Below are 16,197 nucleotides of genomic sequence, written 5' to 3' on the forward strand. Positions count from 1 at the left end.
AATTGACTCACGTTAGACCGGCGGCCACGGTTGCGCAGTGGGTGGAGGTGCATCGGCTGGCGGTGGCGGGCCGGGAGCCGGTAATCGCCCGACACGTCGGGCACAGGGTGGCGAGGGTGTGGCTGCGCACGTCTCGGTTCGCGGATGTCGAGGCTCTCGCGACTGCGACCCTGACCCTCGGCCCGGACGCTGGCGCCTTCTATGACCTGGGGTGGGCCCAAGCCGCCACCGGGCGACCCCGGCCAGCCCTCAAAAGCTACGAGCAGGCGCTGCATCTGCACCGCGAGGCCGACGACCACGGCAACGAAGCCGCCACCCTCACCAGCATCGGCGCCATGTACGACGGGCTCGGGGATCGGCAGCAGGCCCTGACCTACTACCGGCAGGCCCTGCCCATCGCGCGGGAGGTCGGTGACCGTGCCGGCGAAGCCGCCGCCCTCAACAACATCGGGCGCGTGTACGACGGGCTTGGGGATCGGCAGCAGGCCCTCGCCTACTACCGGCAGGCCCTGCCCATCATGCGGGAGGTCGGTTATCGCACTGGCGAAGCCGTCACCCTCAACAACATCGGCCTGGCGTACGACGGGCTCGGGGATCGGCGGCAGGCGCTTACCTACTACCGGCAGGCCCTACCCATCCGGCGGGAGGTCGGCGACCGCGCCGGCGAAGCCACCACCCTCAACAACATCGGTTTAATCCGGTTTCAGGAGGGTGATCATGCTGGGGCGGAGAATGCGTTCGTTGAAGTTCTTGAGGTCTTCCGCACGGTCGGTGATCGCGGATCCGAGGCCATGGTCAGCTTCAGCATGGCCGTCCTGCTACTGCGGATGGCGCGAGTGGACGATGCCATCGGGGTCCAGCGCCGAGCGGTAGAGCTAGCCGAGGAGACGAACCATCCAGCGCTGGACGAGATGCAGGCGTTCCTCATTGAGCTTGAGCAAACAAAGAAGGGATAGCCGGTGGGAACTGCCGTACTTGAGGTGTCAGGGCCGAACGCCGCGCGTTCGGCTGCGGAACTACGCGCCGTTCTTGCCGCGAACGCCGGGCCTGGCGATGAGGTGTCCCCGGTTGAGGTGCGGCGTTCCGCAGAGCTGGTGATCGCGGTCATCGGGCTGGTGTTCGGCGGGGTTGGTGCGGCCAAGACGATCTGGGACTGGTGGCATTCCCGCCGTCCGGACGGGGTTGCCGTCACGGTCCTGCTCAGCGACGGCACCCGGGTCGAGCTGTCCAACGCCAGCAGTGGCGAGCTGAAGATCGCTTTCCAGCAGGTCGAGTCGCGGCAAGCCGAGGACGGGGACCAGCGTGGGTGAGATGAGCGGGTACGAGTTGGAGGTCTTCGAGCAGACCTCCGACTTCTCCGAGCTGCGCCTGTCGACCGATGGGGGTCCGCCGAAGACCCGCGGTTTGGACAAGGCGGCTATCGACCGGCTGATCGAGGTGGTGGAACGCGATTACAGCCAGCACGCGGTGGCGCAGAAGGTGTTCGACGCGCCGCAGCTACGTGATCTCGGTGCGAAGCTGGCTGCCTTTCTCGATGGCGATGAGCGGTGGCTGACCCAGGTGCTGGACCGCCCTGCCGGCACCACGCTGCGCATCACCGCCGAGAAACGGCTGCGGCACCTGCCCTGGGAACTGCTCGCCGCAGGCGACTCGCATCTGACCGTCTCCACCAGTGCACCGCTGCTACCGGTGCGGTCCGTCGGCACCAACGCGGCGCTCAAGGGGCCGGTCGAGCCCGAGAACCGGCCGTTGCGGGTGCTGTTCATGGCCACCTCTCCGGAGGGTGTCGAGCCGGTGCTCGGCTACGAGGCGGAGGAGGCAGCCATCCTGGAGGCCACGACCCGAACCGGAACCGAATTGGTCGTGGAGGAGAGCGGCACCCTGGAAGGGCTTCGCTTCGTCAGTCTCGACTACGGCGTGGGACACTTCGACGTCCTGCACTTGAGCGGCCACGCCACCGTCGGCGCGGACGGTCAACCCGTCTTCCTGGTGGAAAACGAGTTCGGTGGGCGCGCCTACGCCACCGCTGACCAGATCGCCCAGGCGATGGGCGGTCGCTGGCCCCGCTTGGTCTTTGTCTCCGGCTGCCTGACCGCGAACTCCCCTGACTCCGGTGCGTTCCCGTCTATGAGTGAAAGCCTGGTCCGCGCCGGAGCCCCGACTGTGCTGGGGTGGGCGCTGCCGGTCGGTGACGTCTCCGCGACCGAGTTCGCCGCCAAGCTCTACCAGTCGCTGGCCGCCGGGGAGGCCCTCGACCGGGCCGTGGTCGAGGCGCGCCAGCACCTGTACGCGAACAAGCGCGGCAACTGGCATCTGCTGCGCGTCTACGCCGACAGATCCCCGCTCGCCCCCATGGTCACGCCGCTGCTCACCAAGTGGCGTGCCCGGATCCAGATCCGCCCCGCCGACCAGGAGTTCCTGGACCCGCAGACCCAACTGTCCCGAGTCGCCTCCCGCGCCGCGTTCGTCGGACGGCGGCGGGTCATCCAGCGCTGCCTGCGTACCCTCAAACAACCGCTCGGTGGCGACGGTGCGGCGGAGGCACTGGTCCTGGCCGGTATGGGTGGTCTTGGCAAGAGCAGCCTCGCCTCCCGGATGCTGGAACGCATGCCCACCCACCAGCGTGCCGTCTGGTATGGCCGCGTTGACCTGCCCAAGTTCCGGGAACTCACCACCAAGGTCGACTTCCCCGGCATGGAGCAGCAGATCGAAGCGACCAAGCTGCTCGACAACAACGATGCCCCCCTGCCCGTCCGCCTACGTCACCTGCTGCACGTCGACGGACCGCTCGGTCAGACTCCCTGCCTGTTCGTGTTCGACGACTTCGAGGACGGCAACCTCGACGAACGCGACGGCGGGCACGTGCTGGCCCCGGAGATGGCCGACATCCTCCCGGCCCTGCTGAAGGCCATCCGCGACACCGGCAGCCCCAGTCGGGTCATCATCACAAGCCGCTACCGCTTCCCTCCACCGGTCGGCGCCGGCATCGTCGTCGAGTCACTGGAAACTCTCACCGACATCGAGCAGGCCAAGAAACTCGCGAACCTGCCTAACCTGCGCCCCGACTCCCCGGTCGACCCCGACATCCGCGAACGCGCCGTCGAGGCCGCGGCTGGCAACCCCCGCCTGCTCGACTGGCTCGACCTGATCGTCGCCGCCCCCGACCTCGACATCGACGGCCTCATCACCGCCATCGAGGCCGAAGCCGACCGATTCCGCCGGGAAACCATCCTCGCGAAGAACCTCCTCGGCTCCCAACCCGCCGAGTTGCAGAAGATGCTCGCCAAGGTCAACGTCATCGAACTCCCCGTCCCCGCCGACACCGTCCGCGCCGTCCACGACCACCCCGACGCCACCGTCCACGTCGAACGCGCCGTCCAACTCGGCCTGATGGAACACGGCACCGACCCGGAAACCCGCCAACCCCGCTACTACGTCTCCAACGTCCTGCGCCCCCTCATCCGCCCCCTACTCACCGACGACGAGCACACCCAAGCCTGCGCCGCCGCCGCCCGATCCCTCTACCAACTCTGGATCACCGACCCCGCCACGCCCGGACCCGCGTCATGACCACCCTCACCCAGTGGGTGGAGGTGCATCGGCTGGCGGTGGCGGGCCGGGAGCCGGTGATCGCCCGGCACGTCGGCCGCGGGGTGGCGAGGGTGTGGCTGCGCACGTCGCGGTTCGCGGATGTCGAGGCCCTCGCGACTGCGACCCTGACTCTCGGCCCGGACGCCAGCGCCTTCTATGACCTGGGGTGGGCCCAATCCGCCACCGGCCGGCCCCGGCTCGCTTTGGAAAGCTACGAACAGGCCCTGCGCCTGTACCGCGAGGTCGACGACCACGGCAACGAAGCCGCCACCCTCAACAACATCGGCCACGTGTACGACAGGCTTGGGGATCGGCAGCAGGCCCTCACCTACTACCGGCAGGCCCTACCCATCGCGCGGGAGGTCGGTGACCGGGCCGGCGAAGCCGCCACTCTCAACAACATCGGCCTCGTGTACGGCGGGCTTGGGGATCGGCAGCAGGCCCTTACTTACTACCGGCAGGCCCTACCCATCCGGGGGGAGGTCGGTGACCGGGCCGGCGAAGCCGCCACTCTCAACAACATCGGCCTCGTGTACGGCGGGCTTGGGGATCGGCAGCAGGCCCTTACTTACTACCGGCAGGCCCTACCCATCCGGCGGGAGGTCGGTGACCGGGCCGGCGAAGCAGTCACCCTGAACAACATCGGCCTCGTGTACGGCGGGCTTGGGGATCGGCAGCAGGCCCTTACTTACTACCGGCAGGCCCTACCCATCCGGCGGGAGGTCGGCGACCGCGCCGGCGAAGCAGTCACCCGATACAACATCGCAATGATCCATCGCGGTGAGGGAGATCTCGACAAGGCGATCGGCGAGCTCGAACTCGTCGTCGACCTCGACCGCCAAGCGGGCCACCCGGACCTCGCATCCGACACTGCCATGCTCGAACAAGTACGCCAAGAACGAGTAATCGCTCAGCGACCTGATCCGGGACCCGGCCAGGGCTGAAACGCCGTCGACGCTCAGGTGGTGGAGATCGGCGAACACGGCATGCATGGCCGCAGCTCAGGCGCGGGCGCCGTCCGTCTTGATGCCGTTGACGAAGGTGCCCCAGGCCGCAGGGTCGAAGCTCAGGGTTCCGGCGGTGGGGGCCTTGGAGTCGCGTACGTCAATTTCGGCGCCTCGGTCGCGGACCTCGACGCACTGGCCGTTGCTGCCGGAACGGCTCGACGTGCGCCAGACGTTACGCTCCATGCTCGCTCAGCTCCTTGATGAACTTCATCGACTCGGCCGGCGATCTGGCCAGCATCCTCAGATTGTCGTCCGCCGCCGACAGCCGCGCCAAGTGACGGCTCCGACCGCCGACATCGGTCCGCAGGGACGCCTCAGACAGGATGGTGGGCAGCCGCAGCGTGCTGGGCTGGCTCAGTCCTGTGGTTCAGTGGGCCTGCCATCGGCCCACAGCGACTCGAAGTGCTCCACGTACCGGTCGAATACTCCGCCGTCCTGCGCACGCCGCAGGTGCAGCGTCACAGAGTCCTGCCCGAGCCCCGCACCGATGTGCGTGGCAACGATGGCTTCGTCGTCGAAGACCCACACGGACATGGCGATATGGCGATCAGACAGCCGGACCGGAATCACGGCGTCGACTTTGCCGATCTCTGCCTGGGTCATCGCGATACGAGTCGCCAACGTGAGCGGAGTCGCTTCCAGCCGATCTCGCTCGGCCGTGACTCGGCTGTCCGGGTCGCCGAGAAGGAACCGCAGGTCGGCCCCGGCGTTGACCTTCGCTTCGAGGGTTGCGGCGGCGTCGGGCACTTCCAGCCACACGAAGTAGCTGGTGTACCCACCAAACCACAGCCGAGTGCCAGCACGCCCGATCGCCTCACGAAAGACCGCTCGGGGAAGGTCGGCGCGGTGAGGGTACATGCCGACCAGTTCCCGATCAGCCCCTACCTTTGCAGCGCGTCGGATGATCTCAGGCCACAGCATCCCTACATCTTCGCCCAGTACCTCGGCCGCACGCACCCTTGAGCGGGGATGCGGCACCCGTCCTCGACTGACCCACCGCTCTACGGTCTTTGCGTCCACATCGCACCGTTGTGCGAGGTCAGCTGCGGTCAGGCCAGCTGCCACCATCGCTCTCCTGAGTCCATCGTTCCGCGCCATGACCGGGGACCTTTCGTAGACGTCCCCTGATAGTCACACGCCAGCGGTGCAACCGTCCGTGACACACCGGCAACCTTTTGCATATATCGCGGTCTTTGTCGCGAGGACCGAGGGTCATGGGCGCGGCAACGCCCTGCCCTCGGTCCACTCACGATATGAGGAGAATCGTGGCCTTCGTGGTCGTGTCGGTCGTACTCGGCGGGTTGGTACCGGGTTTCCTGGCCGGGCTGTTTGCGTTTCGGGTGAAGTCGCGGTGGTGTCCGCGCTGCGGGGAGTCCACCCACGCCGCGCCGCCGGTGCAGGGGGACCGATGAACCGCCCACACCGGCGCGACCACAACTCCGTGCCCATCGGCCGGCGGGTCGCCGAGTTGCGGGCCCGCCGGGGCATGAGCCAGCAGGCGTTCGCCGACCGGCTCGGCAAGTCGAAAAGCTGGGTCGACAAAATCGAGCGCGGCGTACGCAAACTCGACCGCTACTCCGTCATCCGGGAGATCGCCGACGTGCTGCGCCTCGACCCGGAACTTCTCCTGGGTCCCCGCCAGCCGCCACCCACCGCACCCAGCCTCGACGGCGTCGACGGGGTGCGTGCCGCCCTCGCCCGCTACGACGCTCGATCACAGCGCACCGTCACGGCGGACCAGGCGCGCCGGCAGGTTGCGTACGCCTGGATGGCCTACCAGCACGCCCGCTATCCGCACCTGCTCGACGCCCTACCCGCCCTGCTCGACACCACCCACGGCACCCGGAGCCTGCTGGTTTCCACGTACCGGATCGCCGCCGCCGTGCTGGTCAAACTCGACCATGCCGACCTCGCCTGGCTCGCCGCCGACCGGGCCGTCACCACCGCCGCTGGCGGCCCCACCCTCACCGCCACCGCCACCACCGCTGTCGGGCAGGCCCTACGCGCCCTCGGCCACCACCATCTCGCGCTCACCGCCGCCCTCAGCGCGGCGGACACCGCAGACGACGACACCGTACGCGGAACTCTGTTTCTCCAGGCCAGCCTCGCCGCCGCCGGCAGTGGCGACTGCCGCAACGCCCACGACCTGCTCGACCATGCCGCTGCCCTCGCCGACCGACACACCCGCGACACCGACCCGCACCACATCGGCTTCGGGCCCGCCGCCGTCCAGTCGGCTCGCTTCCTCGCGGCCCACCACCTCGGCGACACGATCGAGGCCATCCACCGACACGAACACGCCATCCGAAGCGACGGCTGGCGACGACTACCGCCCGAACACCGCGCCGCCCATCTCATCGACGCCGCCCACGCCTACCTCGACACCGGCGACTCCATCCGAGCCGGCCAAGCTCTGCTCGACTCCGACAGGATTGCGCCCGCCGAAGTCCGCAGCCGACCTGTCGCCCGTACTCTCCTCGCCCAGGTCATCCAAGGCGGGCCGGCAGCGGCCGGCGTCGCGCGACTGGCCACCATCGTCGGCCTGACCCGACAACCCTGACCCACGCCACTCACCGGTGCGCAGAACCGAACCCGAATGCGGCTGCGTCACGCAGCCCTGGGCCCTGCGTCGAAGTCCCGGGCCGGCCTGCGGCGGGCTCGCGCCACGCCTGGCCGGACGCCGCCTGGACTCCGCCTCGGCTCGACCGAGGACCTCGACACAGGCCCTGACCGCGCGGTCAGACCGAGATCCGGCCGGCGCCCGCGCCGCCCGTCACGATCGACTTCACGCTGCTCGCGCTGTCCAGGGTGTACGCGTACGGGATGCCGGCCACGCTGCCGCCGGTCTGCCCGCTGCCCGAGTTGACGAAGTGGTTGTTGCGGGCCACCAGCGAACCCGGGCCGGAGTCGCCCTCACCACGGTGGAACGGGTCGGGGGTGTTCTCGAAGTAGTTCCCCTCGACCAGCACGCCGGCGTTCATGGTGGAGGCCACGCCGTAGCCGCGCACGTTGCCGTAGTAGTTGTTGTACACGTGCACCGGGTTGCCGAAGCGGACCCGCGGGTTGCGCTGGTTGCTGCCGTCGAACCAGTTGTGGTGGTAGCTCACCCGCAGCCGTCCGACGTCCTGGCTGCCGTTGTCGTCGCTGTGTCCGAGCAGCATCGTCTTGTCGTGGCTGAAGACCCGGTTCCACGACACGGTGATGAAGTCCGAGCCGCGCTTGATGTCCACCGCGCCGTCGTAGCCGTTGCTGAAGGTGTTGTGGTCGATCCAGATGTTGGTGGCGGACTGCTCCACGTTGATCGCGTCGTCGCCCCAGTTCCGGAAGGTCAGGTTACGGATGATCACGTTGCGGTCACCGTTGATGGTGAAGCCGCAGCCGACGATGGTCGCACCCGCGTTGCCGAGGATGGTCTTGTTCGACCGGACGCGCAGCATCCCGGAGCAGTTGATGGTGCCGGAGACCCGGATCACCGCCGCGCTGGTGGAGTTGAGCGCGCTGGTCAGGGCCGAGGCGCTGGTGACCGTGGTGGTGCCGGCGTTGCCGCCGCCGCTGGTGCCGCCGTTCTGAGTGGCCCAGCCGACCAGGCCGGTCTGCGGGGCCGGGTTGGGTGGGGGAGTGCTGCCGCCGCCCAACTTGATCATCTGCCAGCGCTGGTTGGCGCCGTCGAGATCGGCGTACTGCGAGACCATCCCGCCGTCGGCGGTGGACCATTCCCACAGGTCGAGCGCCTTGCCGCTGTGCCGGTTGATGAACCGGACGTCGCCGTTGGCGGAGTCGCGCAGCGCCCAGTGCTGCTTGGTGTCGCTGCTCGCCGTGATCTGGGTGACCTGCACCCCGTCGTTCGAGTTCGGCACCGTGACGACCTTGCCGGAGTGCCGGTTGCGCAGCTGGTAGTAGCCGTTGCCCACGTCGACGAACTGGAACTGCTGGTTGTTGCCGTCACCGCGGGTGAACTGGCGGATCTCGCCGCCGTCGGCGGTGGACCAGTTCCACAGGTCCATCGCCTTGCCGCTGTTGCGGTTGACGAACACGTAGTAGGCGCCGGTGTCGACGGTGGCTGCGGCGGCGGGGGCGACGGTCGCCACGACCGCCGCCGCCGGCAGCGCGACCGCCGCCGCGGCCAGCGCCGCGAGCCGCCGCGCCGGACGACGCTTGACGATTGCGAGCACGGTCATTCTCCTCGTGGTCGAAGGTGGGTAAGCGTTTTCCCCAGGCAACCACAGATATCGGTCGATGTAAATGTCGTACGTTCACATCGCCGGTCGCATCGACAAAGGCCCCCGGTCCCACACGGGACCAGGGGCCTTGGCGGTCGTACGGCTCAGCCGGCCTGCTCGGCGAGCTGAAGGAACTGGCGCTTCGAGGCGAGGGCCTGCTCGGCCTCCTTGATCCGCCGGGCGTCGCCGGCGGCCTGGGCCCGGGTCAGCCGCTCCTCGGCCTCCGCGACCTGGGCCCGCATCTGGGCCAGCAGCGGATTGTCCTCGCGGGTGGTGCGGCGCCACGCCGAGTCCATCACCTCGCGGACCTTCTCGTCCACGGCGCGCAGCCGTCGATCCAACCCGGCGGCCGCCTCGCGCGGCACCCGGCCGGCCTCGTGCCACTGCGCCTGGATCTCCCGCAGCCTGGCCTGGGCGCCCTTCGGGTCGCTGTCGACGTCGAGAGCCTCGGCCTCGGCGAGCAACGCCTGCTTGCGCTCCAGGTTGGCGCGCTGCTCGTTGTCCCGAGCGGAGAACACCTCACTGCGTCGGGTGAAGAAGGCATCCTGCGCGGCGCGGAACCGTTCCCACAGCCGCTGCTCGGCCTCCTTCGAGGCGCGCGGTGCGGCCTTCCACTGGGTCATCAGGTCCTTCAGCTGGTTGGCCGTGCTCGCCCAGTCCGTGGAGTCCGAGATCTTCTCGGCCTCGGCGACCAGCTCCTCCTTGACCGTCTGCGCCTGCTTGCGCTGCGAGTCCAGCGAGGCGAAGTGCGCGCCCCGGCGGCGGGTGAAGCCGTCCCGGGCGGCGGCGAAGCGCTTCCACAGCTCGCCGTCGGTCTTCTTGTCGACCCCCCGGATGGTCTTCCACTCGTCGAGGATCTCCTTCAGCCGGTCACCGGCGGTCTTCCAGCCGGTCGACTCGGCGGCCAGCTTCTCCGCCTCCTCCACCAGGGCCGTCTTGCGCGCGAGGGCCTCGCTGCGGGCGGCCTCCTTGGCGGCCCTGGCCTCACCGGCCTTCTCCTCCGCCACGAGGACGAGCCGGTCCAGCCGGGCGGCCAGTGCGTCGAGGTCGCCGACCACGTGCGCCTCGGCGAGCGAGGTGCGCAGCCGCCGGATGGTGCTCAGCGACTGGTTGGCGTCCGCCGCGCCCGAGTTGAGCCGCGCTTCGGTCAGATCCACCTCGGTCACCAGGTCGGCGAAGCGGCGGGCGAAATGGGCCAACCCCTCCTCTGGTGCTCCCGCCTGCCAGGATCCGACCACCCGCTCGCCCTCGGCGGTCTTGACGTAAACGGTGCCGTCCGCGTCCACCCGTCCGAAGGCAGTCCAGTCGCTCATGTGCCCATCCTCGTTCTCCCGGTGCCCAGGAGGCAGCCTCCCGGGCCCCGCCACGGCGCAGCCAAGTTTCTCCGGGCATTGTCACAGGTCCGCCCCGGTCCGCGTCGAGCGCCTATCGCCGACCGTGACCATACGGTGTCCTAGGGCCGGTGTCGAAGCCCTTGACCGGTCCCGCGGCCGCTCCGGCGGGTGCCGGGACGCAACCGCCGATACCCGGATCAATTCGACCTTGCCGGACCGCTGTCGGCAGTCCACCCCGGCGACCGGTGCCGGTGGGCCGATACCGTTGGCTGGTGCCACTGGTCGCTGCCGCCGTCTGCCCCCACCCGCCACTGCTCGTCCCCGAGGTGGCCGGCGCGGCCGCCTCGGAACTGGACGATCTCCGTGCCGCCTGTGACGCCGCCGTCGCCCGGCTGCTCGACTCGGGCGCGCGGAGCGTCGTGGTGCTCGGCGCCGACGACCGTAGCGCCGATCTGGACTCCCCGTTCCGAGGCAGCTTCGCGCCCTGGGGAGTGCCGCTGGAGGTGCGCCTCGGCGGTCCGCCCCACGACCGGGTCGGCACCGACCGGCTCCCGCTCAGCCTGCTCGTCGGCGCCTGGCTGCTGGGCCGGCGGCCGGTCGCCGGGACCGGCGGCATCAGCTGGCGGATGCGGACGGTCGACGTCGACGAGCCCGTCGAGGCCTGCGCCGCCCGGGGCGCCCGCCTCGGAACCGACCAGCCGTGGGCACTGCTGGTGATGGGGGACGGGTCGGCCTGCCGGGGAGAGAAGGCGCCCGGCTACGCCGACCCGCGCGCCACGGCGTACGACGAGCGGGTCGCGCGAGCCCTGGCCGACGCGGACGGCGAGGCCCTGCTCGGCCTGGACCCCGACCTGTCGGCGCAGCTCAAGGTGGCCGGGCGGGCGCCCTGGCAGGTGCTCGCCGGGGCGGTCCGGGCCGCGGGCGGCGACTGGCGTGGCGAGCTGCGATACCACGCCGCGCCGTACGGGGTGGCCTACTTCGTGGCGAGCTGGGAGCGGCGATGATCGCCCCGGGGACCGTGGTCGCCGTGGTCGGACCGACGGCCGCGGGCAAGTCCGCGCTCAGCATCGCGCTGGCCCACGCGCTCGGCGGCGAGGTGGTCAACGCCGACTCGATGCAGCTCTACCGGGGCCTGGACGTCGGCACGGCCAAACTGACCGTGGCCGAGCGGGAGGACGTGCCGCACCACCTGCTGGACATTTGGGAGGTGACCGAGCCGGCCAGCGTCGCGCAGTACCAGCGGTTGGCGCGGGCGACGGTCGACGACATCCTGGCCCGGGGCCGGGTGCCGCTGCTGGTCGGCGGGTCCGGGCTGTACGTGCGGGCGGTGCTGGAGCAGTTCGAGTTCCCCGGCACCGACCCGGCGCTGCGCCGCCGCCTGGAGGACGAGCTGGCGACGGTCGGCCCGGCGCCGCTGCACGCGCGGCTGCGGGAGGCCGACCCGGCGGCGGCGGACGGGATCCTGCCCGGCAACGGCCGGCGGATCGTCCGGGCACTGGAGGTGATCGAGCTGACCGGGCAACCCTTCACCACCGCGCTGCCGCAGCCCACGCCGTACTACCCGGCGGTGCAGATCGGGGTCGACCTGGAGACCGCCCGGCTCGACGAGCGGATCGCGGCGCGGGTGGACCGGATGTGGGCCGACGGGTTGGTGGACGAGACCCGCGAGCTGGTCGGACGCGGCCTGGCCGACGGCCGTACGGCCAGCCGGGCGCTCGGCTACCAACAGGTGCTGCGTCTCCTCGCCGGCGAGCTGACCGAGACCGAGGCGCGCGACGAGACGATCCGGGCCACCCGCCGGTTCGTCCGTCGCCAACGCTCCTGGTTCCGGCGCGACCCGAGGGTGCACTGGCTGGACTCGGCCGACCCGGGGCTGGTCGAGGCCGCCCTGCGGATCCTCGGTGACGCTGCGCGATGATGGGGGCGTGGAGTTCACCAAGGGACACGGCACCGGCAACGACTTCGTGATCCTGCCCGACCCGGACGGCACGCTCGAGCTGACGTCCGATCTGGTGGCGGCGATTTGCGACCGGCGACGGGGGATCGGCGGCGACGGCGTGCTGCGGGCGGTCCGGGCGGGCCGGCATCCTGATGGTGCCGCTCTGGCCGACGAGGCGGAGTGGTTCATGGACTACTGGAACTCCGACGGCTCCTTCGCCGAGATGTGCGGCAACGGTGCCCGGGTCTTCGTGCGGTACCTCCTGGAGACCGGGTTGGCCGCGCCGACCGCCGCCGGCGTGCTGCCGGTGGCCACCCGGGCCGGCGTCGTGCGCGCGCGGGTCGACGGCGAGACCATCGCCGTCGAGCTGCGCCGCCCCCGGCTGTACGCGACCTCGGCGGCCGCCGTGGACGGGCTGACCCTGCCCGGCACGGCGGTGGACGTCGGCAATCCGCACCTGGTCTGCCCACTGCCCGCCGGGCTGGAACTGGCCGGGCTGGACCTCACCCGGGCACCCGGGTTCGACCCGGCGCTCTTCCCCGCCGGGGTGAACGTCGAGTTCACCGCGCCCGGCGAGGCGGTCGACGGCGTCGACGCACACGTGCGGATGCGGGTCTACGAGCGCGGCTCCGCCGAGACCCTGTCCTGCGGCACGGGCGCCTGCGCGGTCGCCGCCGTCGCGCTGCACGACGCCGGCCGCCGAACCGGCACGGTGGCCGTGGACGTCCCCGGCGGGCGTCTCACCGCGACCGTGACCGACGACTCCTGCTGGCTCTCCGGCCCCGCCCTCCTCGTCGCCACCGGCACCCTCACCTTCCCCTGAACCACCCCCCGCTCGCCCCTCGCCGCCCCACTCTTCCCACCCTTCCCCGTCGATCTTGCACTCTTGGTCGCCGGAATGCCCCTGTTGATGGACTTTTGTCCCGACGGAAAGTGCATGATCGACGCGGAGGGGCGACGGCGGGGGAGAGGGGGAGGGGGGAGGGAGAGAGCAGGGGTCAGGGGGTGGCGGAGGCGTTGGCGGCGATCTCGGGGAGGTCGGCGGGGCCGGGGTCGGCGGCGGGTGCGGGAGTGCGGGTCGGGTTCTGGGCGGCGGCGCGGACGGCCGCGGCGACCGCAGGGGCGACCCGGGAGTCGAACACGCTGGGCACGATGACGGTCGGGTTGATCTTCTCCACGCCGACCACGTCGGCGATGGCCTGGGCGGCGGCGAGCGCCATCTCCTCGGTGAACTCCTCGGCGTGCGCGTCGAGCATGCCGCGGAACACGCCCGGGAAGGCGAGCACGTTGTTGATCTGGTTCGGTTGGTCGGAACGGCCGGTGGCGACAACGGCGGCGTGCTTGCGCGCCTCCCGCGGGTCGACCTCCGGGTCCGGGTTGGCCAGCGCGAAGACGATCGCATCCTTCGCCATCGTGGCGATGTCCGCACCGGTGAGCAGGTTCGGTGCGCTCACCCCGATGAAGACGTCCGCACCTGCCAGCGCACCGGGCAGGTCGCCCGAGTAGCCGTCCCGGTTGGTGTGCTCGGCCAGCCACTGCCAGGCCGGGTTGAGGCCGGTCTGGCCGCGGTGCAGGGCGCCCTGGCGGTCGTACGCGATGATGTCCCCGACGCCCTGGCGCAGCAGCAGCTTCATGATCGCGGTGCCCGCCGCGCCAGCGCCGGAGACCACGACCCGCACGTCCGCGAGATGCTTGCCCACGACGCGCAGCGCGTTGGTCAGCGCGGCCAGCACGCAGATCGCGGTGCCGTGCTGGTCGTCGTGGAAGACCGGGATGTCCAGCGCCTCGCGCAGCCGTGCCTCGACCTCGAAGCACCGCGGCGCGGCGATGTCCTCCAGGTTGATCCCGCCGTACGCGGGCGCGATCGCCTTGACGATGGCGACGATCTCGTCGGTGTCCTGGGTGTCGAGCACCACCGGCCAGGCGTCCACCCCACCGAAGCGCTTGAACAGCGCCGCCTTGCCCTCCATCACCGGCAGCGACGCCGCGGGGCCGAGGTTGCCCAGCCCCAGCACGGCCGAGCCGTCACTGACCACGGCGACGGTGTTGCGCTTGATGGTCAGCCGGCGGGCGTCGGCCGGGTTGTCGGCGATCGCCTGGCAGACCCGGGCCACCCCCGGGGTGTACGCGCGGGAGAGTTCGTCGCGGGTGCGCAGCCCGACCTTGGAGTTCACCTCGATCTTGCCGCCGAGGTGCAGCAGGAAGGTGCGGTCGGAGACCTTGCGCACGTCCACGCCGTCCAGCACCCGCAGCGCGTCCACCACCTGGCCGGCGTGGCCGGAGTCGGCGGTGTCGCAGGTCAGGTCGACGATCACGCAGTTCGGGTCGGAATCGACCACGTCCAGCGCGGTGACGACCGCGCCAGCCTCGCCCACCGAGGTGGTGAGCCGGCCGATCGACGAGGCGTCGGCGGGCACGGCGATGCGGATCGTGATCGAGAATCCGGCACTGGGCAGTCGAGTGGTGGCCACGCAGATCCCTCCGTCGGCACTGAACGGCTCGTCCGCATTTCTACTCGCCCGACCTGCGCGGTCAGCACCCACCCCCCGCTTTTGCCCTTTTGCGCGCTGGGCATATAGCGGGTGCGGACGGCGTTGACACGTGTCAGGATTGCTCGGTACATGCACAGAACGGACAGGAGAGACGCTTGCGAGACCAGGAGACCTACGTTCCTTTCCCAGACGACGAGCTCGACCCCACCACCGGCGAGTACGAGCTCTCCGAGCGGCAGGCGTTGCGACGGGTCCCCGGCCTCTCCACCGAGCTGACCGACGTCACCGAGGTCGAGTACCGCCAACTCCGGCTGGAGCGGGTGGTCCTGGTCGGCGTCTGGACCGAAGGCACCCAGACCGACGCGGAGAATTCCCTCACCGAGTTGGCGGCACTGGCGGAGACCGCCGGCTCGCAGGTGCTCGAAGGGCTGATCCAACGGCGCAACCGGCCCGACCCGGCCACCTACATCGGTCGCGGCAAGGTCGACGACCTCGGCTCCGTGGTGCTTTCCGCCGGTGCGGACACGGTGATCTGCGACGGTGAGCTGTCCCCGTCGCAGCTGCGCAACCTGGAGCAGCGCACCAAGGTCAAGGTGGTCGACCGCACCGCGCTGATCCTCGACATCTTCGCCCAGCACGCCAAGAGCAAGGAGGGCCGGGCGCAGGTCGAGCTGGCCCAGCTCGAATACCTCCTGCCCCGGCTGCGGGGCTGGGGCGAGACGCTGTCCCGGCAGACCGGTGGGTCGGGCCGTGGTGGCGGCGCCGGCGGTGGCGTCGGCGTGCGTGGCCCCGGTGAGACCAAGCTGGAGACCGACCGGCGGCGCATCCGCCACCGGATCTCCCGGCTGCGCCGGGAGCTCAAGGCCATGCGGACGGTACGCGAGACCAAGCGGGCCCGGCGGACCCGCAACGCGGTGCCCGCAGTGGCCATCGCCGGCTACACCAACGCCGGCAAGTCCAGTCTGCTCAACCGGCTCACCGGGGCGGGCGTGCTGGTGGAGGACGCGCTGTTCGCCACGCTCGACCCGACCACCCGCCGGGCCAGCACCGCCGACGGGCGCATCTACACCCTCTCCGACACCGTCGGTTTCGTCCGGCACCTGCCGCACCAGATCGTCGAGGCGTTCCGCTCGACGCTGGAGGAGGTCGCCGAGGCCGACCTGGTCGTGCACGTGGTCGACGGTGCCCACCCGGATCCGCAGGAGCAGGTCCGGGCCGTGCGGGAAGTGCTGGGCGAGGTGGGCGCCGACCGGCTGCCCGAGCTGCTGGTGGTCAACAAGACCGACGCGGCCGACGAGGAGACCCTGCTTCACCTCAAGCGGCTCTGGCCCGACGCGGTGTTCGTCTCCGCCCACAGCGGGCGCGGCATCGACGAGCTGCACGAGGCGATCGAGCGGCGGCTGCCCCGCCCGGCCGTCGAGGTGCGGGTCGTGCTGCCGTACGACCGGGGCGACCTGGTGGCCCGCCTGCACCGGCAGGGCGAGGTGCTCAGCACGGCCCATCTGCCGGAAGGCACCATGCTGCACGTCCGGGTCAACGAGGCGCTCGCGGCCGAGCTGGCTCCGTTCGGCAACGCGGTGGAGGCGCTTCGTACCGCGTCGTGACCGCTCATCC

Annotated in this window: 15 protein-coding genes and 1 pseudogene; 10 read left to right on the forward strand and 6 right to left on the reverse strand. The window is 70.5% G+C overall.

From position 1 onward, the window contains the following. The first annotated feature begins 116 nt into the window (after positions 1-116). The 4 genes from IEY61_RS09340 (at position 117) to IEY61_RS09355 (ending at position 4,535) form a co-directional block, all read left to right on the forward strand. Positions 117-956, forward strand: a complete 840-nt coding sequence (locus IEY61_RS09340; RefSeq protein ID WP_229705788.1) for a tetratricopeptide repeat protein — start codon at positions 117-119, stop codon at positions 954-956. Between the two features lie 24 nt (positions 957-980). Beyond that, on the forward strand, positions 981-1,310 hold the full coding sequence (locus tag IEY61_RS09345; protein ID WP_373293127.1) for an effector-associated constant component EACC1: 330 nt from the start codon (positions 981-983) through the stop codon (positions 1,308-1,310). Between the two features lies 1 nt (position 1,311). Then, positions 1,312-3,570: a CHAT domain-containing protein gene (locus IEY61_RS09350; RefSeq protein ID WP_189042600.1), complete on the forward strand. Its 2,259-nt coding sequence runs from the start codon at positions 1,312-1,314 to the stop codon at positions 3,568-3,570. A gap of 92 nt (positions 3,571-3,662) precedes the next feature. Next, positions 3,663-4,535 (forward strand): tetratricopeptide repeat protein, encoded by an 873-nt coding sequence (locus IEY61_RS09355; RefSeq protein WP_229705789.1) that lies wholly within the window; start codon positions 3,663-3,665, stop codon positions 4,533-4,535. Positions 4,536-4,592: 57 nt separating this feature from the next. Here the strand turns inward: IEY61_RS09355 and IEY61_RS09360 are convergent, their stop codons facing one another. After that, complete coding sequence (locus tag IEY61_RS09360; RefSeq protein ID WP_189042602.1) at positions 4,593-4,781, reverse strand: DUF397 domain-containing protein; 189 nt, start codon at positions 4,779-4,781, stop codon at positions 4,593-4,595. A 171-nt stretch (positions 4,782-4,952) separates the two neighbouring features. Beyond that, complete coding sequence (locus IEY61_RS09365; RefSeq protein ID WP_189042603.1) at positions 4,953-5,519, reverse strand: XRE family transcriptional regulator; 567 nt, start codon at positions 5,517-5,519, stop codon at positions 4,953-4,955. A 332-nt stretch (positions 5,520-5,851) separates the two neighbouring features. Between IEY61_RS09365 and IEY61_RS09370 the strand changes: the two genes are divergently transcribed. Both IEY61_RS09370 and IEY61_RS09375 read left to right on the forward strand, forming a co-directional pair. Then, positions 5,852-6,010: a hypothetical protein gene (locus IEY61_RS09370; protein WP_189042604.1), complete on the forward strand. Its 159-nt coding sequence runs from the start codon at positions 5,852-5,854 to the stop codon at positions 6,008-6,010. After that, positions 6,007-7,158, forward strand: coding sequence for a helix-turn-helix domain-containing protein (locus tag IEY61_RS09375; RefSeq protein WP_189042605.1), 1,152 nt, complete (start codon positions 6,007-6,009; stop codon positions 7,156-7,158). Before IEY61_RS09370 ends, IEY61_RS09375 begins: the two co-directional genes overlap by 4 nt. 178 nt (positions 7,159-7,336) lie before the next feature. On the opposite strand, the gene IEY61_RS32290 is transcribed toward IEY61_RS09375, so the two are convergent. The 3 genes and pseudogenes from IEY61_RS32290 to IEY61_RS09385 form a co-directional block, all read right to left on the reverse strand. Further along, positions 7,337-8,242: a pectate lyase family protein gene (locus tag IEY61_RS32290; protein ID WP_444543347.1), complete on the reverse strand. Its 906-nt coding sequence runs from the start codon at positions 8,240-8,242 to the stop codon at positions 7,337-7,339. 39 nt (positions 8,243-8,281) lie between these two features. Then, a pseudogene (locus IEY61_RS32295) lies at positions 8,282-8,776 on the reverse strand (RICIN domain-containing protein); the annotation flags it as partial. Between the two features lie 146 nt (positions 8,777-8,922). After that, complete coding sequence (locus IEY61_RS09385; protein ID WP_189042608.1) at positions 8,923-10,131, reverse strand: DUF349 domain-containing protein; 1,209 nt, start codon at positions 10,129-10,131, stop codon at positions 8,923-8,925. A gap of 293 nt (positions 10,132-10,424) precedes the next feature. Between IEY61_RS09385 and IEY61_RS09390 the strand changes: the two genes are divergently transcribed. Genes IEY61_RS09390 through dapF form a run of 3 tightly spaced genes read left to right on the forward strand, consistent with a single transcriptional unit; the run spans position 10,425 to position 12,914 of the window. Then, complete coding sequence (locus IEY61_RS09390) at positions 10,425-11,156, forward strand: class III extradiol dioxygenase subunit B-like domain-containing protein (protein ID WP_189042610.1); 732 nt, start codon at positions 10,425-10,427, stop codon at positions 11,154-11,156. Next, positions 11,153-12,070, forward strand: a complete 918-nt coding sequence (gene miaA, locus IEY61_RS09395) for a tRNA (adenosine(37)-N6)-dimethylallyltransferase MiaA (RefSeq protein ID WP_189042612.1) — start codon at positions 11,153-11,155, stop codon at positions 12,068-12,070. Before IEY61_RS09390 ends, miaA begins: the two co-directional genes overlap by 4 nt. A gap of 7 nt (positions 12,071-12,077) precedes the next feature. Then, on the forward strand, positions 12,078-12,914 hold the full coding sequence (gene dapF / locus IEY61_RS09400) for a diaminopimelate epimerase (protein WP_189042614.1): 837 nt from the start codon (positions 12,078-12,080) through the stop codon (positions 12,912-12,914). A 175-nt stretch (positions 12,915-13,089) separates the two neighbouring features. Here the strand turns inward: dapF and IEY61_RS09405 are convergent, their stop codons facing one another. Beyond that, positions 13,090-14,562, reverse strand: a complete 1,473-nt coding sequence (locus tag IEY61_RS09405) for an NAD-dependent malic enzyme (protein WP_189042616.1) — start codon at positions 14,560-14,562, stop codon at positions 13,090-13,092. Between the two features lie 176 nt (positions 14,563-14,738). On the opposite strand from IEY61_RS09405, the gene hflX reads away from it, so the two are divergent. Then, positions 14,739-16,187 (forward strand): GTPase HflX, encoded by a 1,449-nt coding sequence (hflX, locus tag IEY61_RS09410; RefSeq protein WP_189042618.1) that lies wholly within the window; start codon positions 14,739-14,741, stop codon positions 16,185-16,187. Positions 16,188-16,197 lie beyond the last annotated feature (10 nt).

This window comes from Micromonospora sonchi, from assembly GCF_014646235.1.
GTDB lineage: Bacteria > Actinomycetota > Actinomycetes > Mycobacteriales > Micromonosporaceae > Micromonospora > Micromonospora sonchi.